Genomic DNA, 24,827 nt, shown 5'->3' with positions numbered 1-24,827 from the left:
TGTCCGGTTACGAAGGGATGACTGGAACGCCAAGGGGTGGCTTGACGGCCAGCGGCTGTGCTTCAGCCAGCAGCAATGGCTTGCACTGGGTCGTCCAGGGGAGGCGGGCTTCGACGCGGAGGAGCGTGAATACGCACGTGAGGAATGGGCTTCGATGCAGCACCTGCTGATGGACCTGCTGGGGATCCATCAGCAATCCCTCCGCTGGGAGGTCGTGGGAATCCCCGGAGGCGCCGGTGCCCGTTACAAGGTCCGCGTCGACGGCGAGCCCATCTCCGCCACGGGACAGCTCTTTCCCTGGACGGTCAGCCCGCCAGAAGGAACGCCGCTCCCTCTGACGCCCACGGCGGCCTGGGCATGCTCCGAGGCTCACCGCGCGACACATTCCTCGACGCAGGAGCAACTGTCCGTGGTCATCCGGCTGCGAGGCGTGTTGGAGGATGTATCAGGGCTGCTTGGAAACCGCATCCCATTCGCGCCCTCTGGTTTTCTCAAGACCTTCGAGCCTCGCGCGGTGAGTCGCTTGGGATTGCGCTGGGAGCATGACGACGGCCTCACGGAGGTTGTCTCCCTTCGCCCCTACGCCGTCTTCGCGGATGGGACGCGCACGGACTTCCCCCTGTCGTCGGTACGACCCGGCGGCATCGCGGGAGAAGACGCTCGGCGCCCCCTCCTGCTTCCTGAACACACCGACGAGGTACTGGCCAGGACCCGTCCTCTTCAGCGACGCCTCGTGGCCGACGTGACGCGCGAGATGGCGGACCCGTCGCATCTCATCCCGGAGGGGCGAGACCTCGATGGGATCCTGGAGCTATCGGAGTACTCACCCCGGGTGGCGGGCTTCGAGCTCCTCCGCGGACGCCAGGCGTGCGAAGGCCGGGATGCCACCGGGTTGGAGTGGTTCGAACCGCTCTCTTCCTCCGAGTCCTTCTCCCTGAACCTCCACGTCAATGAGACGGACAAGCGCCTCCAATTGAACTCGCGTGAAGATGCGCTGGAGCTCTTGAGCCGGAACGATGCGGCGCTGGCCAGCGCCACCCCCACGCCCCTGAACGTGGGCGGACAGCAGGTGTCCCCAAGTGAGGCGCTCGGGCGTCAGCTCCGGATCGCGCTCGGCCTTTCGGCACCTGCCGAGGAGGTGAACGAGGATGCACTCGACGACATCTCCAGGCCTGGGGGCCGCCTCGGAGCTATCGTCCGCGAAGTGGAAGCTCCGTCGTCTGCGGACCCACGGGCGGACGGCGCACCACCCGTGCCGTGGGAAATGCTGGAGCAGGCCTTCCGTCCAGGCGTGTCTCTCAAGACACATCAGAAGGAAGGACTCGCGTGGCTGTGGCGCCATGCTGCTTCCGGAAGCCCTGGCGTCCTGCTCGCGGATGACATGGGCCTGGGAAAGACATTGCAGGTCGCGTGCTTCCTGACCTTGAGCCTGCTCATGGCGAGAAGCAACGCCCGGCCCCTGTTGGTGGTCTGTCCCACCATCCTGTTGGACAACTGGAAGCAGGAGTTGAACCGCTTCTTCCGGGAAGACCTCTGGCAGTCCGCATTCATCCTTCACGGGAATGAACTCCGGACCGTGAAGCAGGGGGACGGACTCAATACCGAATTCCTCTCGCGGCGGACGCTGATCATCACCAATTACGAAACGCTGGGGGCCTATCAGCGCTCGCTGTTGAAGGTGGACTTCGACGTCGTCGTCTTCGACGAGGCCCATCTGCTCAAGAACCCGGACACGCTGCGCTCGCGTGCGGCCCGGGCCCTCAAGCGCAACTTCGCCGTCGCGCTGACGGGCACGCCGGTGGAGAACGAGCTGTTCGACGTCTGGGCCCTCTACGACGCCATCCAGTGTCGCGCGCCCCGGGTCTTCGGCCCTCGTGCCGCCTTCCGGGAGGAACATGACGGTGAGCATGGTGCATCCACTCTGCGGACGCGGCTGAAGTATCCGTCCAGGGACAGCACGCTGATGCGCCGAGAGAAGGCGGACGCGCTCAAGGACCTGCCGGAAAAGCGGTATCACAGCCATCCGGTGGAGATGACGGCGCTCCAGGAGGAGCAGGAGCGGCTCATCGCCCGGCAGGCGCCGAAGCGTGGCGCGCTCTGGGCACTCTCCGCGCTTCAAAAGCTGTATCAGCACCCGGCGCTTCTGGCGGACTCACGCGGGCTCTCCGCCGCCACCGCGCTCCAGGAGAGCCCCAAGACCCGCCTCTGCCTAGAATTGCTCGCACGGGTGGAGGCCGCGTCAAGCGGCGTGCACGCGGAGAAGGCCCTGGTGTTCGTCCTCTCCCGCGCAATGCAGGAACTGCTGTCTGGACTCATCAAGGATCGGTTCCGCCTGACGGATGTCCCCATCATCAATGGGGAGCCCGAGAGCCGACGTTCGGCCCTGAACTCCATTGACGCATTCTCCCAGGCGAAGGGCTTTCAAGTCCTCCTGCTGAGTCCGCTTGCCGCGGGCGCGGGGCTCAACATCGTCGCGGCCAACCACGTCATCCATTACGGGCGTTGGTGGAATCCCGCCAAGGAGGACCAAGCCACGGACCGGGCCCACCGCATCGGGCAGGTCCGGCCCGTCCACGTCCACTATCCGCTGCTGCACCGGCAGGGACGTCCCGAGGCTGGCTTCGACATGCGGCTCCACGAACTCGTGGAGCGCAAGCGTTCGCTGGCACGCGACTTCCTGGCGCCCGTTCCGGATGAGGCACGGCAGTACTCAGGTGTGTTTCAAGAGGGGGAAGGCTGAGCCATGTCCATCATCATGCATGCCTTGCAGGACAAGTCCCTGCGCATTCCGCTGCTCATCATCGCGCTGTTGGCGCTCCTTTCCCTGGGCGCGGTGGTCATCCGCTGGTGGCGCTTGCGCCAGGCCATCCAGACGCTGGAGCAGAGGCTGGAGCCGTTGCTGACGGGGCGTCTCCTGGAGCCGGGCAGCCGCGACGGAAGCCGCGCCCTGTGGCGGGCCGTGCGCGAGCAACTCGTCTTCCCTCCCGGGAAGCAGGAGGTCCCAGGGCCCGTCCTCATGCGTTCGTCGCCGTCACGTGAGCTGCGTGAGACCTGCCGCGCGTTGTTCCGCCACTCCCTGGGGCATGGAGTCGGCCGGAATCTGACGGGCATCGCGCTGGTGATGACCTTCGGCCTGCTGGGCGTCGTGTTGGTGGGTCCCGTCCAGGAGGCGCTCGCGAGCACGGGGGGCGGCCATTCCCAATCGGACCTGCTCTCCCAGGCCATCGGGAAGATGGGGGCCAAGTTCTTCATCTCCGCGACGGGACTGGTGGGCACGCTGCTATTCCAGATGGTTGCCTTCTCCTTCGAACGCAGGCTCCTGGGGCAGCTGGATGCGATGCGACTGGGGTTCGAGAAGTACACCAGGACCCTCGACGCGCACGAAATCGCCCTGGCCTCGGCGCGTGGGGAGTCCCTGGGCTCACTGAAGGCAGAACTGGTCCAGACCCGGAGGGAACTCGCCGAACAGCTTTCACAGCTCGAAAGCGTGAATGTGTCGATCCAGGGGATTGGCACGGAGGTCCAGGCCCACTTCGGGAAGATGATGAAGGAGGAGGTTGGGGACGTCATCACGCGGCAGTTGAGCGCGGTGGAGAAGGCGGTGCGCGACATCGCCACGGACCTCCAGCGCTCCATCTCCACGAACTTCACGGCGTCGCTGCAATTGGAGATGGCGAGCATCAAGACGCACCTGGACGGCATCCAGCAGGCGCTGGTCGGGCAGCAGGAACACGACCTGGGACGGATCCTCGAGCAGCTCCGCGACACAGTGTCCGGCGGGTTCCATACCCAGTCCCAGGACATGGCCCGACAGATGGCGGGGCTGGCGGCGGTCCTCCCTCAGTTGGAGAAGCAACTCGAGGCGATGACGCAGATGCTGGGCAGCCAGGCGCGGCAGTGGGGCAGCGAGAACCAGCGCGCCGTGGAGGCCCTGGGCGCGAAGGTGTCCGAGTTGGTGGGGAGTTTCGACGGCGTTCGGGACAACATGGAGAAGGCGGTCGCTCAGGTGCTGAGGAGCACCACCACCGCATCCGTCGACCTGGGCCGACAGAACCAGCAAATCATCGACCAGTTGTCGGGCAGCGTCTCCCACATCGTGGACCGCTTCCAGGGGGTGCTCACGGGGATGAGTACAAGTTCCGACCAACTGGTGCTCGCTGCGGCGAGGGTGTCCAAGGAAATGCACTTGAGCGCAGCGGATCAGTCGAGCGCTCTGCACAGCCAATTGGAAGAGCTTCGGAATCTGTCCAAGTCCGACGTGGGCCACTTCCAGGCACGTGCCGCGGAGTTCGCCAGTGCCATGAAGGAATCGCAGGACAGCCTGCGCGTCGTGACCAAGCAACTCAACGAGACCGTGGACAAGCTGGCGACCGCGTCACGAAGCGCCGGCGAGACCCATCACAAGGCGGGGGTGGTCTCTGAGAAGATGGAGGGCGTTGCGCAACGGCTCATCGACACCGCTCGAACCTTCCATCAGTTGTCCCAGGATCGTCTCGGGGTGGTGAAGCAGGAGGAGACGCTCCTGAACGCCCAGCGAGAGGCCCTGGAGCGCGTGACGCCGGTGCTCAACGGCTTGACGCGGACCTACGAGGAATCCGTCAGCAAGCAGGTCCAATTGCTGAGCAGCCAATGGACGCAGGTCGTGAGCAAGGTCGATTCCGCGCTGAATCGCTCCTCGAATGAGTTCTTCCAGGGCGTCGAGGAGTTGTCGGACGCAGTGAATCAACTCAAGGATTCATTGAAGCAGCAGGTGCGGCGATGAGCCAGGGAGGAGAGGGCACTGACCGCTCGCTCGCGGACCTCATGGCGGGTGTGGCAGTGGTCTTCCTGCTGCTCGCGGTCATCTTCATCCTGGACGCGCGCCAGCAGCGCGAGGAGGCCATCCGTGAGAAGGAGGTGGCCATTGGCAAGGTGGATTCACAGAAGGACGGCGTGCAGGCGTCACTGGTGGCGCTAAGAGCGGAGTTGGTGACCCTGGACACCGATCTGGATGGTGGCTTCATCGAGATGAGCGGGCTGGATGGTGGGGTGAACGCGCTGGAGATCGAATTCAAGAACCTCCAGTTCGGTCTGGGGGAATGCCGCACGCCTCCGGAATACGTGCAACAGTTCCGCCTGGGGGCGGTGCCCCTCATCGAACGCGTCTGCGCGGCGGTGGATGCGATGCGCGACGCGGGCGCCGAGCCGTCCATCATCCTGGAAGGACACACGGACGACCGTCCCTTCCTGGGCACAAGCGGCGAGTGTGGCGTCCGCAATGGCGTGTCGCGGTTCAGTTTCGAGAACAACGTCCGTGCAAGCGCCTCCCGTGCGCAGGAGGTGTTCTTCACGGTGCGTGATCAGCTCCCGGCCGCCAGCTACGCGCGCACCTGCCTGGATGCGAATTTCGTGGTTTCGGGACGAGGGCAGACCGCGCCCAGGATTGGGACGGAGGGGGGGGACCCTGCCAACCGGCGGCTGGTGCTTCGTGTTCGCGGCGACCTGCGCCTGTGATTGGGGACTCAATGGGGCTGGATGATTGGCTTGACGAAGTGGGGGAGCGGCAGAAGGTCGTCCTGGCCGCGTTCGGAACCTTCCAGCGGCAGGTGGAGGATGGGATGCATCAGCTCGTCCTCCGAGCAGAGTCCGTCCAGCAGCGTGCGGACGAACTCGAGCCGGGGCGGCTTGCCCGTTTGCGGCAGGCGCTGGATGTCGGGGCCGTGCTGGCGAAGGTGAAGGCCCAGGATTTCGATGGGCTGAGCCGAAGGGAGCGGCGCGCGGTGCCGGGTTTGTGGCGGGAGGTGGGCCTGGAGCAGATGACCTGGTTCCTCACGCGCAGCCCTGACAGCGTGCCGCGACTGGTTCGGCAGCGGCTCCGGGACTGGAGCGTGTCCGAGGATGCCGCCACTCAGCGGAAATGGGCCCAGTTGGTAGGGCGGCGCGTCGAGGACAAACGCGTGCTGAGATGGGCGTTGCCGATGTCCGTCGAGGCGGCATTGGGAGCCGAGGGCCCCAGCACGTTGGCACGCCATTGGGGGGACCACGCACTCGCGGAAGTGGTGGGGATGCTTCGGAACTCCGGCATCAAGGAGACCAGTCCCTACGCTGGTCATGTCATCGCGGAGTACCTGGAGGGACGCCTCCAGACGCGTCAGGACCTGTCCCAGGCGATGGCTTTCCTCGTGGACGACCCTCTGGGCCTCTCCTGGATGCCGCACAGGAACGTGGACGGCGTCGCGGTGTCGGCGCCAATGGAAGCCCGTATCGCAGTCATCTCCAAGGTCCTGGAGTGCCGGCTGGCCGGACGAATGGCGCCAGCCGTCCTCACCCGGCTGGAGGAGCGGTTGATTGCCAGGGACGGTGTTTTCGATGATCCCCGGCACATGACGCTGACCCAGGCGTGGCAGTCGGTCCGTGCCCGCGCCCCAGATGCCTTCGACGCGTTCCTGTCCGCGCTCATCCAACAGGATCTGGAGTTCTTCTTCGAACGAGCGATGAACGAGCAAGACCGGCGGCGGTTCTGGTTGAATTATCTGGGCTCCATTCGGAGGACGACCTGCTGGCTGGCGTCCGAGACGTATGACGCACTGAGGGCTCGGCTCGCGAACCTGCCCGCGGAGCAGCAGGCCGCGTTTCGGCGGGCCCGACGACTCCCGAAGGGAAAGATCAGTGCGTTTGTGTTGTCGTTCGAGAGGTATGTGGCCGTGGAGTTTTCCGACAAGGGCAACGCCACGTACGTCTATGAGCATCGCCGGCTGGCGCAAATGCTCAACGGCCAGCCGGTGGAACACCACAATGACCTCAAGGACACGCAAGAGAGCCATTGTGAGAAGCGGTTGACCCATCTTCCTGGGTGGGAACTCCGCTTCGAACAGGAACTTCTGGAACTGGGAATCGCTCAGGCCCGACCCGTGGTGCGCAGGGCCCGGTAACACCCGGCGCGTGGCAGGCTATGGCTCATCACCAGGTGCCGTCGACTGTCTTCATCATGGGAATGCGGAGCGCGGGGGGGGCGCCACCATGGTCCTCCGCGCAGGATGAAGACAGCGCGTCTGCCGTCGCCGTTCGGAGTTGACAGCCACCCTCCACTGACGGAGCACGGGGGCATGATCGAACTTCCCGAGCGCGCCGCGATGCAGGACTACCAGCGATACATCCACGACCTGGAGTCGCTGCACGGCTGGCTCCAGCAGGACCTGGTCCTCAACTGCTTCCGGATGGGCGAGGAGGTGGGTGAGCTCTTCAAGGCGGTGCGCCAGTACGAGAAGAGGCCCTCCGAGGCGACGTCTCGCGAGCACGTGGGGGAGGAACTGGTGGACGTGCTCAACTACCTCCTGGCCATCGCCAACCGCGCGGGCGTGGACCTGGAGCAGGCCTTCCGGGAGAAGAACGCGCGCAATCAGCAGCGCACCTGGTGATGAAGCTAGCTCACCCAGGCCCGCGTGCGCGGGCGCGTGGAGCATCTTCGATGGCGAGGGCCATCACTTCCACCGCCTGCGCTCCTGGGCCCGGAGCGCGCCTCCTGTGTCATGGAGTCATGCGTCCGGTGTATCGTTCGTGCATATGCACTGGCACTTGCACCTGAAGCGCGCGGCCCTGCTGGCCGTGCTCTTCGCGGCGTCCGGACTCACCGGAGTCGACGCGCACGCACAACAATGTGGCCCCGAAGCACCTCCCCCCGCCGTCCCTCTCAATGACCAGATGAGCGGCACGCGGGTCTTGCGCCGCGTCGTCCTCGGTCTCACGGGGACGACGCCCACCGTCGAGCAGTACGAGGCGATGGCGGCCGCGACCACACCCGAGTCGCGGGAATCCATCCTGCGCTCCACGCTCGAGGCCGCGCTCGCCTCGCCGAAGTTCTACGAGCGGATGGTGAACTTCGGCCACGAGTGGCTCGCGGTGGGCGCATACACCACCGGCGCGGCGGGTGACGCCTACCAGGGCGACATGTCCGGCCACCTCTTCAAGTGCGCCGCCAACACCGCGCACGCGGGCGCGTACTACGCCGTGCACGAGTTCGGCGATTCGAAGGACCCGGCCAGGCAGTGCCAGGACCAGGACGCCGACGGCAACCCCGCCGTGCCCGAGGTGCACCAGGTGGAGCCCTGGTGGGCGCCGGGCACCACCGTCACCGTGCTCGGCAAGGCCGGCTCCGACGTCACCCAGGTCACCGACAGCAAGGGCCAGCCGGTCGACTGCGGCCTCGCGAACGGCGGCTACTACGACCCCATGCTGCCCCCCGCGTGCGGCTGCGGTCCGAACCTGGTGTGGTGCAGCCCGCTCTCCGGCCTCCAGGGCAACAGCAACCACGACTTCGGCATGCAGCGCCGGCACCCCTACGAGGAGCCCGCGCGCCTCTTCGCGCACCTCGCGTGGCACGACCGGCCGCTCTCGGACCTCATCCTCGGGAACTACTCGGTCGGCACCAACTGGCTGCGCGCGCTGTACGTGCGCTTCGGCCGGCAGATGGGCAACAGCGCGCTGGACAAGAACACCACGTGGTGGCGTCCCGACGCGGACAACGCGCCGCGCGACCCGCTGCACCCCACGCTGAATGATCCGCAGGCGTGGCGCGAGTTCGTGGTCGAGGACCTGGAGCCCTTCCACCTCGCGCTCACCCCGGACCGGGCGCGCTCCGGCAGCATCGACCGCACCTACCGCTTCGACCCGCGCACCACGACCGACGCGCCCCAGGGCCTCCCCACCGCGGGCGTGCTCACCATGATCGGCTCGTTGTCGTCCTTCCCGCGCGAGCGCGTCCGGGCCGCGCGCTTCCTCGAGATGTTCGCCTGCCAGAGCTTCTCGCCACCGCCCGCGGACGTGCACTTCCCGCCCCTGGAGGTGGACCCCGGCACCGGCGGCACGTGCCTGCACTGCCACCGGACGCTCGACCCCGCGGCCATCTCCTTCAAGCGCTGGGACTTCAACCCGGCCCAGAGCTTCTACGTCCCGTGGCCCTTCATGCCGGGCGTGGGCCGCTACCGCATCACCAAGGATTGGCTGTCCGGGCAGTACCCGTACACCGGCACCTCGCCGGGCTACCGCTGGAAGAACGCGTTCGTCCCCAACACCCTCCTCACGCCCGTCACCCCCGAGCAGGTGAAGGCCAACCCCGAGGCGGTGCTGCTCGACACGATGCCCGACACGTACACGCTGCTCGGCGAGCACGGCGACGGCACCATGGGCCCGCTCGGCTTCGGGAAGCTCGTCGTGCGCTCCGGCGAGTTCGACCGCTGCGTCGCGCGCAAGATGTATTCGCTGTTCATCGGCCGCGACCTGAACCCGGCCACGGAGAAGGGCTTCATCGACAAGCTCGCGCGGGAGTTCGTCGCGGGCGACCGGCAGCTGAGACCCTTCATCCGATATCTCTTCGAACAGCCCGAGCTGCGGAGGGGCCTGTGATGAACACGTTGCGTTCGACCCTGATGGGCGCCGCGGTCGCGCTCCTCGCCGTGAGCTGCGACGGGAAGATCTGGGACGCGCCCGGTGACTCGCCGGAGGACCCGGGCGGCGACAGCTGCGCGGCCGTGAGCAAGAACGACGAGATCCGTCTCGCGCTCGCGCCCGCGTGCCAGGGCTGCCACCTCACCGGCAACAAGCCCTTCTTCGCCTCGCTCACCGCCTTCGAGAACGGGCTCGTCTACAACGAGAAGTACGTGAAGCGCGGCGACCCCGGGAACAGCATGCTCATCCAGTTGCTGAACGGCGTGGCCCCCGGCAGCTATCCCCAGATGCCGCCCGGGCAGCCGTACAACGAGCTCGTCGGCAGCGGCCGCGTCACGCTGACCATCGCGCAGGTGGAGGACTGGATCCGGAACCTGCCGGCCACGCCCGCGCAACTGGAGGCCCCCGTCGCGGAGGAGTTCAGCGTCCGCCGGCTCACCGCCGAGGAGATGATCATCAGCCTGATGGATCAGCTCGGGCTCACCCTCGAGGACTTCGTCAGCACCACCGACGCCAACTGGCGCAACAAGCCGTACGTGGCGAACGGCGGCAAGTTCTTCATCTGGCCCGGGGACTGGGCCCCCGGCATCTCGGGCGAGTACGTCTCCGACTCGCGCAGCGTCGAGCGCTTCGAGGCGCTCGGCGGCGGCAATTCGCTCCTGTACCGCAAGCGGGACGTGAGCTTCGGTCCGTCCGCCGCGCAGACGCTGGTGCAGATGTCCCAGGCGTGGTGCGCGCGCGCCGTGGACAAGAAGAACAACCCGGCGGTGCTGCGCTACGTGACGCTCGCCGACACCTCCAAGAGCAACCCGGACGCGGTGCGGAAGAACCTGGGCTCGCTCTACCTGCGCATGCTCGGCCAGCCGCCCTCGGACGCGGAGGCCCAGGCGCTGTACGAACAGGTCTACCTGCCGCTGGAGGCGCAGAACACGCGCCTCGCCTGGATTGGCGTCTGCGCGGCGCTCATCCGTCACCCGATGTGGATCACCTACTGAGCGAGGACACCATGCCGAACACCTCTCGTCGCACCCTGCTCAAGTGGGCCCTCGGCGCGGGACAGCTCGCGCTCCTCGATCGCGCGGGGCTCCTCGGTTCGAGCACCGCGCACGCCGCGGACGTCGACGTCCCCTCGCGCCTCGTGGTGCTCTACATCCCCGGCGGCTACCGGCCGGCGTACTACTTCACCCCGATGGAGGACGCGGACATCCCGCTCTGCGTCCCCACGCCCTCCAACCACAGCGGCGAGCCCGTCTTCTTCCAGGCGAGCCAGCTGGTGAACCTCGCGCCTCCGGACGGCTCCTACAAGCCGCTGCGGACGTGGCAGTCGTGGAACCCCGCCGACCCGGCCGCGCGCGGCAACTACAGCCCGCTCATGTACGGCTACACGCACTTCGCGCTGGCGGATCAGCTCAGCGTGCTGCACGGCATCGACCAGGGCACCAACGACCACTCGAGCGCGTTCATCTCCGCGATGTGTGGTGTCGCCGGCGCGGACTACCGGGCGCCCGCCGTGCACTCGGTCATCGCGAACCACCTGTACCAGAAGTACCGCGAGAGCCGGCCGCTGCCCTTCGTCGTCGTCACCGGAGAGCGCGGCATGCCGGTGGGCATGGGGTTGCCCTCCCACGCCTCGCCCCTGCGCGTGCCGTCCATCGAGGCGCTCAAGCCGATGCTCTCGGCGAAGCCCTCGGACAACCCGTGGTGGACGGGGCTCGACGCGCGCACCGAGGCGCCCGAGTTGGACGCGCGCGGGAAGCCCACCGGGGGCACGCTGAAGACGACGGCCATCGAGCGCTTCTCGCTGACGCGCGCCCAGCAGCTCCTGGGCCACTCGACGGCGAAGGTGGACAACTACCTGGAGGGGCTGCACGGCTCGCTGTCGTCGGTGTCGCGCGTGCTCGCGACGGACGTCGTGTCCGTGCTGGAGAAGACGAAGGGCATCGAGATGATGACCTCGAACCGCCCCGCGTACCTGTCGAGCTACCTGTCCAACCAGTCGTTCACGTACACCTTCGGCCTCGCGAACTTCCACCTCACGGGGCTCGACGCGCGCATGGACCTGGCGCTGCGCCTGCTCAAGGCGGACCTCTGCACCTCGGTGCACGTGTCGCTGCAGCAGGACTTCGACACGCACAACGGCCTGGGCCATGGCTACAGCTGCGCGCACGGACGCGGGATGATGGACAACGTCGCGCGCTTCCTCGGCGAGCTCAAGGCCGCGCCCGCGCCCGGCAAGCCCGGCAAGACGCTGCTCGACGACACGCTCGTGCTGGTGATGAGCGAGTTCGGCCGGAGCTGGGCCTCGCGCAGCAGCGACGGCAGCTACTACCTGCCGGACGATCACCACCCCTACACGTCCATCTGCTTCGCGGGAGGGAACGTGGCGGGGAACCGGCAGGTGGGCTCGTACACCCCGCGCGGGCTCGGCGTCCCGGTGGACATCATCGAGGAGAACGGCCAGGCCTCGAAGCGCGTGCCCCGCTCCGCGGACGCGGTGACGACCGCGCTGCGCATCCTGGGCATGGACACGCACGAGTTCTTCATCCCCGGCGGCTACGGCGAGGTCGTGGGGCTCCGGAAGGCGTAGTCCCGACCGGGCGAGGGGATGGCCCAGGGTGCAGGGAAGGCGCCCTGGGCGTTGCTCTCCTGTCAGAAGGCGGAGTCGGTCCGCGCGTTCCTCGCGCGGATGGCCTCTTCGGTCCTTGGAACGAGGGACTCGAGTCCGGTCCTCACGGCCTCCGTCTGGACCTGCTCGACGAACGGGCGGAAGCGCTCGTCGTAGGCGCTAAACGCGAGTTCGAAGTCGCGGTCGTGCTCTCGCATCGCATCCGCCAGCGCGGCCGCGCCATCGATGGCCAACGAGCCCCCCATGCCGGCAGCGGGTGAAGGGCAGTACCCCGCATCGCCCACCAGGGCGACCCGGCCTTTCGTCCAGGAAGGCATTCGTATCTGGCACAGCTTGTCGAAGTAGAAGCTCTTCGAGCCCCGCACCTCTTCGAGCAACTCCGCCGTCCTCCAGCCCGTCCCAGCGAACCGGTCCACGACGATCCGCCGTTGCGCCTCCTCATCGCGGCGGTCGTACGGGAGCTCCTTGTCGGAAGCGAACGCGAAGATGATGTCCGTGTTGTTCTTGTAGGCGTTGAGCATCACCGCCTTGCCCGGCACGTTGAACATCTGCGCGGTGTTCCGCTCGATGAGCAGCTTGTCCACGATGGTGATCGAGAAGTACTGCTCGAGAAAATGCAGGTACCGGGCTTCGTCGCCGAACCAGAGCCGACGCACGGCGGAGTGAACACCGTCGCAGCCGAACACCAGGTCGAACGTGCGTCGTGCGCCCCTGGCGAACGTGGCCTCGATGCTGTCTTTCGTCTCGCTCAGCGCGGTGATGCTGTCGTCGAAGACGACTTCAATGCGGTCCTTCACGGCGTCGAACAGCATGTTCAGCAGAACGGTTCGCTCGATCTCGAACGCATCTTCCGAGGGCGCTTCACCCTCCTCTCTCAAGACCATCGAGCGCTCCGTGACATCTCGCTCGTTCTTCAGGTCCCACCGCCGCAGGCTCAATCGGTTCGACCGGATCTGCTCGAAGAGGCCCATGCGCCGGACGATGTGGACGGTGTTGCCCTTGATGTCGACGGCCGTGCCGCCCGTCCGGAGCCCGCGCGCGACCTCCACGACGGTGACCTCGTAGCCGAGGCGGCTCATCCAAAACGCGGTCGAGAGCCCGGCGAAGCTCGCGCCGGAGATGAGGACCTTTCTTCCATTCGCGCTCATGACTTCTCCACTGCATGGCCGGATTCTGGCGGCAAAAACATTGTACCCGGTAAAAGTTTTCGCAAGGAATTCTTTGACCGGGTATAAAAATTCGCCCTCCAGGTCGGAGGCGCTTCGCTAGAATCCGGAGCATGGGCGAGCGACGTGAGAGCAAGAAGCGCGAAACCCGGCAGCGGATCTCCGATGTGGCGACGGAGCTATTCCTCGCGCGGGGCTTCGAGGCGGTGACGCTCGACGAGATCGCTGCCGCCGCGGACGTCTCCAAGATGACGGTCATCAATTACTTCGGGCGCAAGGAGGACCTCATGCTCGATCGCCAGGATGACTTGAAGCTGGTCTTCTTTCGCGAGGCGATTCGCGCGAGGCCGCCAGGGCAACCTCCCATCGCCGAGCTCCGCGCGCTCATGGGCAGGCTGCGAGAGCAGAAGCATCCGTTGGCCCGCTTCGACCGCCATACGGCTGACTTCTGGCGCTTCGTCACGGCGAGCCCGTCACTCGAGGCGCGGCTCCGCGAGCTCAACGACGAAGCGGCAGAGGGGCTCGCGCTCGAACTCGCCGGTGCGATGCCGGAGGGCCTCGCGCGGCTCGCGGCCGGCATGATCGTGCTGACGGTGCGCACGGCTCGCCAGGAGGCCGTCCGCGTGGTCGAACGCGGAGGCTCCGCGAAGAAGGCGGAGATTGCGTTCTTCACCTTGATCGATCAGGGCTTCGCGGCCGTTGAAGGAATGGCGGCGGGCGTCTAGTACTACCCGGTCACTTGAATGCAGGGGCCCCATGTGATCTACGGTTGGAATGACACCCGCGCAGCTCAAGAAGCTGGATGAGGCGCTGGGCGCCTATCTTGAAGAGATGGTCGCCGGCATGGGGCGACTGGAGAGACGGCGCGCCATGGAGGCCTACGTCACGGGCCTGCTGCTGGATGGGGAGCGCAAGAGCATCGAGCCGATGGCGGCCCGGCTGGTGGAGGATGCCGGGGAAGTCGAGGCAATGCGCCAGCGACTGCAGCAGTGCGTCTCGCAAGGGACGTGGAGCGACGAGGCGCTGAGGGAGCGACTGGCGCGGAAGCTGGAAGAGCGGCTGCCAGAGGTGGAAGCACTGGTGGTGGACGACACGGGCTTTCCGAAGAAGGGGAAGCATTCGGTGGGAGTCGCCCGTCAGTACTCGGGGACGCTGGGGCGCACGGACAACTGCCAGGTGGCCGTTAGTCTGCACCTGGCTGGGGCACGCGGCAGCGGGTGCATTGGCATGCGGTTGTACCTGCCCGAGGAGTGGGTGTCGGACAAGGCGCGGCGCAAGGCGGCCGGAGTTCCCGAGGAGGTAGGCGCCACGCGAAAATGGGAACTGGCGCTGTCGCAGTTGGATGACGCGCTGAAGTGGGGCGTGCGTAAGCACGTCGTCCTGGCGGATGCGGGGTATGGCAACTGCCGGGAGTTTCGCGAAGGACTCACGGCACGCGGCCTGCCCTACCTCGTCGCGGTGCCTGGGCAGCACAAGGTGTGGCCTCCGGGTGCAACGCCGCACCTGCCGGTGAAGAAGGCGGGCACGTACGGACGCCCCAGGACTCGCTTCGTCGACGACAAGGGCGTGCAACCCTGGACGATTGAAGAGCTGGCGCGCCAGTTGCCCGAGGAGGAGTACCGCCGCATCAGCTGGCGCGAGGGCAGCCGCGGCACGCAGTCGTCCACCTTCGCCGCGGTGCGAATCCAGGTGGCTGAAGGCCATGTCGTGCGCAAGGCGCCCGGCGCTCCCGAGTGGCTCTTGTGCGAGTGGCCGCCGGGCGAGGCCGCGCCAACGAAGTACTACCTCTCGTCTCTGCCGGAAGACACGCCTCTCAAACGCCTCGTCACCCTGGCGAAGCTGCGCTGGCGCGTGGAACGTGACTACCAGGAGATGAAGGGCGAAGTCGGCCTGGACCACTTCGAAGGCCGCACCTGGAGAGGCTTTCACCACCACGCCACGCTTTGCATGGTGGCCCATGGCTTCCTCGCGCTCCGTCGAGCGCTTTTTCCCCCGGAGGAGGATTCCCTGGACGCTGCCCCAGGTGCGTCGGCGGCTTCAGCATCTGCTACTGCGCCGCCTCGGCCATTGTCCGCTGTGCCTCCGCAGACTCGGCGCTCGCGCTCCTCCTCGAGGACCGTCACGCATCTGATCAAGTAGTACTAGTCCTCGTCCCGGATGAAGTCCTCCGGTTGGTAGTGGAAGGTGTGCCGGGCCTTGGCGGTGGTGAAGGCCCAGCGAATGGGAACGCGGTGGCGGTTGGCATCGCGTTCCCAGGCGCGAGTCCTGTCGCGCAGGGTCTCCACGGAAGCGATGCGCTGGTGTCCCAGGCATTGACGCGAGACGAGGCTCACCTCGATTTCAGCCTGATTGAGCCAGCTGCCGTGCACAGGCGTGTAGTGCACGCAGAAGCGACTCCACAGGCGCAGGCCCTGCTTCCATCCAAAGCGACGTGTCAGCGAGAAACGTGTGTGGATGTTGAGGTTGTCCAGCACGAGGTGAATCTTTCGGGCGTTGGGGTAGCGGCGCGCCAGGTCCCGCACCGCTTCCGCGAAATCAGCGGCCTTGCGGCAGCGCGTCGCCTTGACGAAGTGGCGCCCTGTCTGCGGCTCCACCGCGCAGAAGAGATTGGCGGTGCCACACCGGACATATTCGAAGTCACGCCGAGCGACAGCGCCAGGGTGCATGGGCAGCACGTCTCGCTTGGAGTCCAGCAGTTGTACGGGCCTCTCGTCGAAGCAGACGACGGGCTCACGTCGGCTGAAGGGCTTCTCGTAAAGGGCCAGCACGTCCTCCATGCGCTGGACGTACTGGGCATCCAGGCTGGGCACGCACCACCTTTTTTTCCCGCCACGGCTTCAAGTCATGCCGCTGCAGGAGCTCGCGCACCGTCTCCATGCCTACGTGAGGCACGATTCCCCGTCCTACGACTTCACGCACCAGCAGGCTCAGCGTCCACCGGGCATATCCCTCCGGTGGACTGCTGCACACCAGCGCCACGACTTGGGAGGCCTGCCCGGGAGTGAAGCGTCGCTGGCGCCCAGGCCGTGGCCTCTCCTGGAGGGCAGCATCAAGGCCTTCGCGCCGGTAGCGCCCTCGCACCTGCCGCACCGTCCGCTCCGAGAGGCCCGCAGCTTCTGCAGCGGCCACACCCGTCCAGCCTTCCCCCAGCAACTGCAGGGCCCGTGCTCGCTTCAACACCCGCACCGAATGCCGGCCCCGGCGCATCAGCGCGTCCAGCGCCTCCTTCTCCGCCTGCTTCAGCTTCACGCCAGGCTCCTGCATGTCGACCCTCCTACTTGGGCCAACATGCAGCCTCGGCAGACTTCATCCGGGACGAGGACTAGTGCTTCGCCGGCGCGTCGTCGTCCTCGTTCCTGCCTGCCTCGATGGGGTCCGTCTCCAGGCCCGAGGTGAAGCGGCCCTCCGCATCCGTGAGTGGGCCGGACGCGTCGGGCCCGTTGCTACTGCGCGACGCAGCCGGGCTGCGTGATGACGCAATTGGTGTTGGCCTCGCTGACACAGATGCTGTCCCAGGCCGAGTTGCAGCAGAACGGATCGATCGTGCACACCTTGTTCGCGCAGGTGCCGCAGCTATTGCTCAGCGCGGTGCCAGACGTGCACACGTCATGGGAGCAGGAGGCGGGAGCGCCCGTTCCACAGACGTTGTTGGTGCACGTCAGCCCCGAGCCACAGGTGCCGCAGCTCAGCGTGCCGCCACAGCCGTTGGAAAGGGTGCCGCAGTTCTTGCCCTGCGCGGCGCACGTCGTCGGCGTGCACGGCGGAGGGGACAGGTCGAACTTCTCGATGCTGGCCAGCGGCACCATGGAGCCCGTGCTGCTGGTGCCCGTTCCGCCCAGGAACAGGACGCGGCCGTCCGGCAGCGCGACGGTGGGATGGTTCCTGCGCGACTGCGCGAGCGACCCCACCGTGCCCCAGGTGCCGGTGGTGGGCGTGTACAGCTCCACCGTGGTGTTGTTGTAGGAGCCACCGGCCAGGACGATGGTGCCGTTGGGGCGCATGCCCCGAGGCCGAGAGGGCATGTCAGACCGGTGAGGTGCAATCTCCCCGGCGGTGGCGAGCGGCTCTGGGGAAGGTGGACCTCTCTGAGCAGCAGCGCCACGACCTGAAACCGTGGAGGCTTGGGACTTGGAAACCCCTGGACGCAGATTTGGAAGCGCCGTGGTCATTGGCGGCAGCATGGCGGGGCTCCTGAGCGCGCGGGTGCTCGCGGACCACTTCGACAAGGTGACGCTGGTGGAGCGGGATGTCCGGGGGGAGGGGCCCGCCGCGCGCAAAGGTGTTCCGCAAGGGCCACACATCCACGTGCTGTTGGACACGGGCCGGCGCATCCTCGACAAGTACTTCCCGGACCTGTTCGAGCAGCTCCAGGTCCAGGGCGCCGAGTTCATCGACTCGAGTGGAGACCTCGCCTGGCACCACTTCGGGGTGTGGAAGCTGCGCCACACCAGCGGCATCCCCGGGCTGCTGTGCACCCGGCCCCTGCTCGAGTGGAACGTCCTGCGCCGGGTGAAGGCGCGGCCCAACGTCGCGGTGCGCGAGGGCTGCTCCATCGAAGGGCTCATCCGCGACGAGAAGGGCACGGGGCGCATCACGGGCGTCCGGGTCAAGACACCCCAGGGCGAGGAGTCGTGGGAGGCGGACCTCGTCGTGGATGCCAGTGGCCGGGGCTCGCGGATGCCTCAATGGTTGGAAGCCATTGGCTACGCGCGCCCAGAGGAAGAGCAGGTCCTCGTGGACCTTTCCTACACGACGTGCCTGCACGAGCCGCCGCCCCACTTCCAGAAGGAATGGAAGGCGCTCTTCCTCTATCCAAGTCCTCCCAAGGCCTGGCGCGCGGGTTTCATCTCACACGTCGAGGGAGGCCGGTGGCTCGTCACCCTCAATGGCTACTTCGGGGAGCACGCGCCCACCGAGTACGCGGGGTTCCTCAAGTACGCGCGCTCACTGACGCGTCCGGACCTGTACAACTATTTGAAAGAGGCCACGCCGATAGGGCCCATCTCCCAGCACAAGGTGAAGGACTGCCGGTGGCGGCACTACGAGAAGCTGCCCCGCTTTCCCGAGGGGCTGGCCATCCTGGGAGACGCCGCGTGTGCCTTCAACCCCCTCTACGGGCAAGGCATGTCGGTGGCGGGGCTTGGCGCCGAGCTGCTGGACACCTGCCTTCGAGAGCAGGCCGAACGAGGCGAGCTCTCGGGCCTGGCGCAGCGCTTCCGCGAGCGGCTGCCTGAAGTCATCCGGCTCCCGTGGCTGTTGGGCACGGGCATGGACCTGCTGTATCCGCAGGCCGTCGGGAAGCGGCCCTTCGGGCTGGGTTTGCTGCACTGGTACATCTTGCGGTTGATGGAGCGCACGTCGACCGACGCACACGTCCATCGCCAGTTCTACCGGATCCTGCACCTGCACGCGGGGCTGGAGGCGGTTCTCCAGCCTTCCGTGGCCTTGCCCGTGTTGGGCCATGGCGTCATGTCGCTCCTCCGCCCTCTGGAGCGGCTGGCGAATACCGAGACACGGCCTCCCCCGCTCACGCCCCCGCGTCCAAGCCCTGTCCCGGTCCAGAAGTCCACGGGGTAGCCGCTGCGGCCCGGGCCCTCGATGCGTCCGCGAGAGAGCCGCTCTCGACGGCGACTTCCGAGGTTGGTGTCCGAGCTTGGCTGAGGGCGCTCGCCCAGAAGAGAAAGCCGAGCAGGAAGAGCAGCGCCGGAGGGACGATCCGCAGCGCCGCTTTCGCTTCGGAGCCTCGAAAGCCGCCGGTTCGTAACGGCCCCCGAACGCCGGGAGGCCGCGCACGCGAAGCAGACGTGCCAGCGCGAAGTGAAGCATCCAGATGGGCCCCGCCCTCAGGAGGTCCAGGAACTGGGGTGAAACGAGTGATTTTTCCCCGAGGAACCGGGCTCCCGTCCGCTATCGTGCCGGAGTGCCGTAGGACCCGCAGGGGGAGGACTGCCATGCCTTTTACAGTCAAGGATCTCATCGGTGACAGGGGCATGCCCGTCACCGCGAAGCTTGATGAGTCAGCCTGGGAGGCGTACGCGCGGATGCGTGAAAACGACTTCAGTCAGCTCCCAGTCGTGAAAGAAGATGGCCAGCCCTTTGGGCTCATCACCAACGGCACCATCTTGCGCGCGCTGAGCCATCTGGGAACGAAGCTGGCTGACCTCCGGATCCTTGATGCGACTGACGAGCGATTCGATGTCTTTGAACTCGATGCCGACCTCTTCGAGGCGCTCGATCACCTCGGCGAGAACAACGCGGTGCTTGTCGTCAATGCCGACAACAAGCTGACCGGCATCGTCACGAGCTTCGACGCGACCGAGTTCTTCCGGAACCGGTACGAAGACATGATGTTGCTCGAGGACGTGGAGGGCACGCTCAAGGACCTCATCCGGTTTGCCTTCACCAACGAAGCCGGTGAGCCGGATGGTGCCGCCCTCAGCAAGCTCATCGCCGACATGGCGGGAGGCCGTAAAAAGACCTTCAGGTCGGTTCGGGCTATCGTCAACCGCTACCTCAGGGCCACCGCGAGCAATGGGAAGTTCGACGAACCGCAACTACATACGGCCTTCAACGAGGAATACCCGTCGCAGGTTGGACAGACGCTCGACGATCTGAGCTTCAATGACTTCACCCAAATGCTCGTCGACGGCGGGAGATGGGACCGGCTTAGCAGCGTGTTGGGGGACAGCAAGAGCATCAAGGACCTGCTCGACAAGGTACGTGAAACGCGCAACGCCCTGGCCCACTTCCGCAGGAAGCCTTCTCCCATGGAGAGGGACGCCCTTCGTTATTGCAATGCGCAATTGACGCGGGCCAAGGATCGACTCACGTTGAAGCGTCCGGCCGGGCCGGCGACTCCCCTCGCTTCCATCGTCACTCCCATCCCGCCTCCGCCTCCGCCTGCGGCCCTTGAGCAGATTGAACCGACGGCGGAACTGGAGCAGCCGGATGAGAGCCGGTATGCGCGGCTCGCGCTCTACCTCACGGCCCAGCCTGCCGGGGTCGAGCGCCTTGACCTGTCCTTCGACCAGATTCAGCACATCATCCGAGGGCGCCTTCCGGATTCCGCCCGGAGGCATCGTTCATGGTGGGCGAACGATGCGCAGAGCCACATCCAGTCCCGCCTGTGGCTTGAGGCAAGCTGGCGAGTCGCCGATATCAACCTGAGTGAGAGTCGCGTCACCTTCGCGCGCATCCGCGAGCGCGACCAGCTCTATCTCGCCTTCAATACCGCGCTGCAGAACGACCTGCGTGCGAAGACGAAGCTTGCTCTAAGGAGCGTGAAGTCCCCAGTGACGAGCTGGCTCTGGCTGGTGGACCTCCCTGAGGGACACACGGCGGCTGCCCATCTGGGAGTGTCCTTCGCGCTGCGCGACCGTTTCCGCGTCGAACTCTACATCGACAACGGTAGCGCCGCGGACAACAAGGCCCTTTTTGACAGGTTGCTCGCGGACCGCCAGGCCATCGAGACCCTCGTGGGCACGTCCATCCAGTGGGAGCGGCTCGATAACAAGCGTGCCTCACGCATCGCCGTCTACCATCGAGGCGTCATCACGGACGCGCCAGCCGAACTTGAAGCGCTGCGGATGTGGGCGGTGGACAAGGTGGTGCGCTTCCATGAGGCTCTGGCACCGCGCGTGGACCAGCAGATGCTCCGCATGCTCCTCACCGAGGAACCCTGACCGGCACTGGCTCTGTGAACCAAGTCGTGCAGGAGCCAGAAAAGACCGAGGCCGGAAACCGCTGGGTCTCAGCGGCTTCCGGCCTCGGTCCTTCAGTGTCCCCGACGGGATTCGAACCCGTGTTACCGGCTTGAAAGGCCAGCGTCCTGGGCCTCTAGACGACGGGGACGTCGTCACTGCTTGAGTCGCGGGGGGCTCGAACCCCCGACCCTCGGCTTAAAAGGCCGGTGCTCTACCAGCTGAGCTAGCGACTCGCTATTCTTTTTTTGCACCGGCTGCGGATCCGCCAGCGGCCCCGCGAGGCGCTTCCTACCAGCAGCGCCCGGGGAGTTCCACTGGCGATCGCAGACGCCCCTTCCTGACACGCTCCGCCCCGCCCCCGGGTGAACATCCGGCCGCCCGGCTCCCGCCACCTGTCAGCGTCCGGCGCTATACACGGGGCATGGCCCAGGAAGCTCCCGAACCGCCCGACGACAGCTCCGAGGACGAAGAGGCAGGGGAGCAGGCCCCGTTCCGCCGCTACCTCACCCGCGCGGGCGCCGAGCGCATGCACCGCGAGCTGCTCCAACTGCTCAACGAGGCCCGCCCCAAGGTCACCGCCGAGGTCTCCGCCGCCGCCGCCCAGGGCGACCGTTCAGAAAACGCCGAATACATCTACGGCAAGAAGCGCCTGAGGGAGATCGACCGGCGCATCCGCTTCCTCTCCAAGCGCCTGGACACCGCCACCATCGTCACCCCCTCGGAACAGGGCGATCGCTCGAAAGTCTACTTCGGCGCCACCGTGACCCTGGAGGACGAGGGCGGAATCCGCAGCAGGTACCAGATTGTCGGTTCGGACGAGATCGACGCCTCCGGAGGCCGCATCAGCGTCGAGTCACCCATGGGCCGCGCGCTCCTGCGCAAGACCCTGGGCGACACCGTGGAGGTGCGGCGCCCACGGGGTGAGATTGAGCTCACCCTGGTGGACATCCGCTACGACTAGGACACTCCCATGCCCCGGACGCCAGAGCTCAGCTCCCATGCTCGCCGCACCTATTCGCGCTTGAGCAGCGTGGACCTGGCCGCATCCGCGGAGGAGTCCCTGTCTTTGGACGACCTGGGCCTGGAGTCCGGCGGCGACCGCGTGGGCCTGGCGTTCGGCACCTACAGCCGCGAGGGCCTGGAGCGCGCCCTCCAGGCCTACGGCTTCGCGCAGCGCCTGGAGGAGCGGGTGGGCCCCGTCGAACTGCGCCTGTCCTGCCAGGATCCGTTCCAGCCGCGCATCACCGTGATGAGCCGGCGCTTCCACTCGCCCGTCGTGGACCTGGCCCTGCGCCAGGCCCTGGGCGCGGAGGTCGGCTTCACCCGCTCGGCCGCGCAGGCGCCGCTGCTCTACGTGGACAGCCTCCTCTTGCAGCACCCGGGGCGCCCCTTCGACTGGAACCGTCCGCCACTCCCGGGACAGCTCCACCCCGGCCTCTCCCTGTCGCGCGACCTGCTGGAGCTGTTGCACCTCATGGCCCGCCGCATCGGCGCGGAAGGCGTGGCGCTGATGCCCGCGACCTTCTCCGCCGCGTGCGTCTACGAGCCGCGCTTCACCTTCGCGGACGGCGCCGCGCAGGGGCGCTTCAACGCCCTTCGCCGCGCGGGCCGCGGCTGGCCCCGCTGGCTTCTGGCGTGGGCGGTGGAGCTGGGCTGCATGCGGGACGCGCAGGGACAAGCGGCCCTCTTCACGCCCACGCCGATGATCAGCCCCCTGTCGCGGCGGGTGGCCCGGCGGCTGGACACGGGCGGCTGGCACAAGGCCTGGCGCTTCCACGCGAAGCAGGTGCTGTCCCTGGACGAAGAGGCGCTGCAGGCGCGCTTCCCCTGGGCCCGCATGCCCCCCGGCCCCCCGCCTGAAAGGGTGGTGGAGGTCCTTGGGTATGATCCGCTGGCGCCCGCGTCGCCGTACCAGGACGCTGGCGACCCCGCGCCCGCGGTGCTGCGCTCGGCCGCGACGTCCTGAGGGCCCGCTGTAGCGCCCTGTTTCTCATCTGGCGCGGGGCGTGCTGTTTCGGACGGACCTTCGTACTTCCGGACGGGAATGCGGCTGGTGGCCCCTCGTTCGGTGCCTATATTGAGCGGTGTCGGTCCTCCACGGTCGTCGCTCGCCGTCAGCAATCGCACCCGAACCAGGTCAGGTCGCGAAGCCCTCGATGCGAAAGAACTTCATCCTCGACACGAACGTCCTCCTCCATGACCCCCGCAGCATCTACGGGTTCAAGGACAACAACGTCATCATCCCCATCTACGTCATCGAGGAGATCGATCAGTTCAAGCGCGATCTCTCCGAGCTGGGGCGCAACGCGCGACTGGTGGCGCGCTACCTGGACTCCTTCCGCGCCGAGGGCTCCTTGAAGGAGGGCGTCCCGCTGCCGCACGGCGGGATGCTCCGCGTGGCCTTCACCGACCGTTCGCTGCCGTCCTCCATGGCGGATGGCAACCTGGTGGACAACCGCATCCTCGCGGTGGCCCTGGACGTGATGGAGACCGAGCCGGACACCCAGGCCGTCTTCATCACCAAGGACACCAACCTGCGCATCCGCGCCGACGCCCTGGGCCTGTCCGCCCAGGACTTCGACACCGAGCGCGTCGAGATCACCGACCTCTACACCGGCTTCACGGAGCTGCTCGTCCCCACGGAGATGGTGGATCAGCTCTACAAGCCCGGCGGCGAGGTGGAGGTCCCGGCCCAGGACCGGCTCTTCCCCAACCAGCTGGTGCTGCTCAAGGACGAGCTCAACCCGTCCCACACCGCCATGGCCCGCTTCAACGGCGCCAAGGCGCGGCTGGTGCCGCTCGCGCGCAACAGCAAGGAAGGCACCTGGGGCATCCGGCCGCGCAACATGGAGCAGGCCTTCTGCCTGGACCTGCTGCTCAACGACGACATCAAGCTCGTCACGATTGTCGGCAAGGCGGGCACGGGCAAGACGCTGCTCGCCATCGCCGCGGGCCTGCAGAAGGTGACGGAGGAGGGGCTGTACCACAAGCTGCTGGTCAGCCGGCCCATCTTCCCCCTGGGCCGGGACATCGGCTACCTGCCCGGCAGCGTCGAGGAGAAGCTCAACCCCTGGATGCAGCCCATCTTCGACAACGTCGAGTTCCTCATGAACCTGAGCCGCGCGGACAAGAAGGCCGGGCGCGGCCACCATGAGCTCATCGACCTGGGGCTGATGGAGATTGAACCGCTCACGTACATCCGCGGGCGCAGCATCCCCAACCAGTTCATCATCGTGGACGAGGCGCAGAACCTCACCCCGCACGAGGTGAAGACCATCCTCACCCGCGTGGGCGACAACACGAAGATCATCCTCACCGGCGACCCGTTCCAGATCGACAACCCGTACGTGGACTCCACGAACAACGGGCTCGTGCACGTGGTCAACCGCTTCAAGAACGAGAAGATCGCCGGCCACATCACCATGGCCAAGGGCGAGCGCAGCATGCTGGCCGAGTTGGCGGCCAACCTGCTGTAGAGCGCCGAAGGCCCGTGCCTGATAGAGACGTGTCATGACCCAGGACGGCACCGACAAGCCCGACACCCCCGGCGAGGAGAAGAAGCCCCTCGTCGAGTACCCCTCCGTCTACGAGTACAAGGTGATGGGCAAGGCGACGGTCGAGGAGACGCCCGGCTTCGAGGAGCACGTGCGCTCGCTCTTCCGGCGGAAGCTGGGCTCGGAGGTCTCCCCGGACTCCATCCACGTGCAGCACAGCCGCAAGGGGAAGTTCGTGTCCCTGAGCGTGTCCGTGCTGCTCTTGTCCGAGGAGCAGCGCCGGGCCATCTACGCCGAGCTGCACCAGGATCCCCGCATCGTCTACTACCTGTGAGGCAGGCGGTGCGCGGCCGGATGCCCCAGGGCGCCCGGAGGCCGCCGGCGGCTGGAAGTCCGGCCGGGGTGCGTATATGAG

19 protein-coding genes and 2 tRNA genes are annotated in these 24,827 nt (G+C 66.8%); 16 read left to right on the top strand and 5 right to left on the bottom strand.

Annotated elements, in window-relative coordinates; translation table 11 throughout:
• Window positions 1–154: 154 nt before the first annotated feature.
• The 8 genes from JYJ93_RS28465 (at window position 155) to JYJ93_RS28430 (ending at window position 12,010) form a co-directional block, all read left to right on the top strand.
• Complete coding sequence (locus JYJ93_RS28465; RefSeq protein WP_242543957.1) at window positions 155–2,740, top strand: DEAD/DEAH box helicase; 2,586 nt, start codon at window positions 155–157, stop codon at window positions 2,738–2,740.
• Window positions 2,741–2,743: 3 nt separating this feature from the next.
• On the top strand, window positions 2,744–4,762 hold the full coding sequence (locus tag JYJ93_RS28460) for a hypothetical protein (protein ID WP_206797388.1): 2,019 nt from the start codon (window positions 2,744–2,746) through the stop codon (window positions 4,760–4,762).
• Complete coding sequence (locus tag JYJ93_RS28455) at window positions 4,759–5,493, top strand: hypothetical protein (RefSeq protein ID WP_206797386.1); 735 nt, start codon at window positions 4,759–4,761, stop codon at window positions 5,491–5,493. The genes JYJ93_RS28460 and JYJ93_RS28455 overlap by 4 nt, the downstream gene beginning before the upstream one ends.
• Before the next feature lie 11 nt (window positions 5,494–5,504).
• Window positions 5,505–6,911 carry an EH signature domain-containing protein gene (locus tag JYJ93_RS28450; protein ID WP_206797384.1) on the top strand — a complete coding sequence of 469 codons (1,407 nt, stop codon included), beginning with the start codon at window positions 5,505–5,507 and terminating at the stop codon, window positions 6,909–6,911.
• A 174-nt stretch (window positions 6,912–7,085) separates the two neighbouring features.
• On the top strand, window positions 7,086–7,397 hold the full coding sequence (locus JYJ93_RS28445; RefSeq protein ID WP_206797382.1) for a MazG nucleotide pyrophosphohydrolase domain-containing protein: 312 nt from the start codon (window positions 7,086–7,088) through the stop codon (window positions 7,395–7,397).
• Between the two features lie 145 nt (window positions 7,398–7,542).
• Window positions 7,543–9,381 (top strand): hypothetical protein, encoded by a 1,839-nt coding sequence (locus JYJ93_RS28440; protein WP_206797380.1) that lies wholly within the window; start codon window positions 7,543–7,545, stop codon window positions 9,379–9,381.
• Entirely contained in the window at window positions 9,381–10,418 is a 1,038-nt protein-coding gene (locus JYJ93_RS28435; protein ID WP_206797377.1) for a hypothetical protein, read from the top strand. The genes JYJ93_RS28440 and JYJ93_RS28435 overlap by 1 nt, the downstream gene beginning before the upstream one ends.
• Before the next feature lie 11 nt (window positions 10,419–10,429).
• Window positions 10,430–12,010, top strand: a complete 1,581-nt coding sequence (locus JYJ93_RS28430) for a DUF1501 domain-containing protein (protein ID WP_206797375.1) — start codon at window positions 10,430–10,432, stop codon at window positions 12,008–12,010.
• Between the two features lie 62 nt (window positions 12,011–12,072).
• On the opposite strand, the gene JYJ93_RS28425 is transcribed toward JYJ93_RS28430, so the two are convergent.
• Window positions 12,073–13,197, bottom strand: a complete 1,125-nt coding sequence (locus tag JYJ93_RS28425; protein ID WP_206797373.1) for an FAD-dependent monooxygenase — start codon at window positions 13,195–13,197, stop codon at window positions 12,073–12,075.
• 131 nt (window positions 13,198–13,328) lie between these two features.
• Here JYJ93_RS28425 and JYJ93_RS28420 point away from each other — a divergent pair, with 131 nt between their 5' ends.
• Complete coding sequence (locus tag JYJ93_RS28420) at window positions 13,329–13,940, top strand: TetR/AcrR family transcriptional regulator (protein ID WP_206797371.1); 612 nt, start codon at window positions 13,329–13,331, stop codon at window positions 13,938–13,940.
• A gap of 49 nt (window positions 13,941–13,989) precedes the next feature.
• Window positions 13,990–15,354 (top strand): IS701 family transposase, encoded by a 1,365-nt coding sequence (locus tag JYJ93_RS28415; protein ID WP_206797368.1) that lies wholly within the window; start codon window positions 13,990–13,992, stop codon window positions 15,352–15,354.
• A gap of 2 nt (window positions 15,355–15,356) precedes the next feature.
• Here the strand turns inward: JYJ93_RS28415 and JYJ93_RS28410 are convergent, their stop codons facing one another.
• Together JYJ93_RS28410 and JYJ93_RS28400 are read right to left on the bottom strand one after the other, a co-directional pair.
• A complete protein-coding gene (locus JYJ93_RS28410; protein ID WP_206788057.1) occupies window positions 15,357–16,025 on the bottom strand; it encodes an IS630 family transposase in 669 nt (222 codons plus the stop codon).
• A 633-nt stretch (window positions 16,026–16,658) separates the two neighbouring features.
• Window positions 16,659–17,237 (bottom strand): hypothetical protein, encoded by a 579-nt coding sequence (locus JYJ93_RS28400; RefSeq protein ID WP_206797366.1) that lies wholly within the window; start codon window positions 17,235–17,237, stop codon window positions 16,659–16,661.
• Window positions 17,238–17,343: 106 nt separating this feature from the next.
• On the opposite strand from JYJ93_RS28400, the gene JYJ93_RS28395 reads away from it, so the two are divergent.
• Together JYJ93_RS28395 and JYJ93_RS28390 are read left to right on the top strand one after the other, a co-directional pair.
• Window positions 17,344–18,792 carry an FAD-dependent oxidoreductase gene (locus JYJ93_RS28395; RefSeq protein ID WP_242543956.1) on the top strand — a complete coding sequence of 483 codons (1,449 nt, stop codon included), beginning with the start codon at window positions 17,344–17,346 and terminating at the stop codon, window positions 18,790–18,792.
• A gap of 374 nt (window positions 18,793–19,166) precedes the next feature.
• On the top strand, window positions 19,167–20,897 hold the full coding sequence (locus JYJ93_RS28390) for a DUF4268 domain-containing protein (RefSeq protein ID WP_206797363.1): 1,731 nt from the start codon (window positions 19,167–19,169) through the stop codon (window positions 20,895–20,897).
• Window positions 20,898–20,993: 96 nt separating this feature from the next.
• On the opposite strand, the gene JYJ93_RS28385 is transcribed toward JYJ93_RS28390, so the two are convergent.
• Together JYJ93_RS28385 and JYJ93_RS28380 are read right to left on the bottom strand one after the other, a co-directional pair.
• A tRNA-Glu gene (locus JYJ93_RS28385) sits at window positions 20,994–21,066 on the bottom strand.
• A 12-nt stretch (window positions 21,067–21,078) separates the two neighbouring features.
• A tRNA-Lys gene (locus JYJ93_RS28380) sits at window positions 21,079–21,151 on the bottom strand.
• A gap of 188 nt (window positions 21,152–21,339) precedes the next feature.
• On the opposite strand from JYJ93_RS28380, the gene greB reads away from it, so the two are divergent.
• The 4 genes from greB to JYJ93_RS28360 all read left to right on the top strand — a co-directional run bounded on the left by greB (window position 21,340) and on the right by JYJ93_RS28360 (window position 24,746).
• Window positions 21,340–21,879, top strand: coding sequence for a transcription elongation factor GreB (gene greB, locus JYJ93_RS28375; RefSeq protein WP_206797361.1), 540 nt, complete (start codon window positions 21,340–21,342; stop codon window positions 21,877–21,879).
• Between the two features lie 9 nt (window positions 21,880–21,888).
• Window positions 21,889–22,884: a deacetylase gene (locus JYJ93_RS28370; RefSeq protein WP_206797351.1), complete on the top strand. Its 996-nt coding sequence runs from the start codon at window positions 21,889–21,891 to the stop codon at window positions 22,882–22,884.
• A 190-nt stretch (window positions 22,885–23,074) separates the two neighbouring features.
• Window positions 23,075–24,394, top strand: a complete 1,320-nt coding sequence (locus tag JYJ93_RS28365) for a PhoH family protein (RefSeq protein ID WP_206797349.1) — start codon at window positions 23,075–23,077, stop codon at window positions 24,392–24,394.
• Between the two features lie 34 nt (window positions 24,395–24,428).
• Window positions 24,429–24,746 (top strand): DUF493 domain-containing protein, encoded by a 318-nt coding sequence (locus JYJ93_RS28360; RefSeq protein ID WP_014395757.1) that lies wholly within the window; start codon window positions 24,429–24,431, stop codon window positions 24,744–24,746.
• The last annotated feature ends 81 nt before the right edge of the window (window positions 24,747–24,827 follow it).

Origin of the sequence: Corallococcus sp. NCSPR001 (assembly GCF_017309135.1) — a bacterium.
Classification (GTDB): domain Bacteria; phylum Myxococcota; class Myxococcia; order Myxococcales; family Myxococcaceae; genus Corallococcus.
This window is presented reverse-complemented; position numbering and strand designations above follow the sequence as displayed.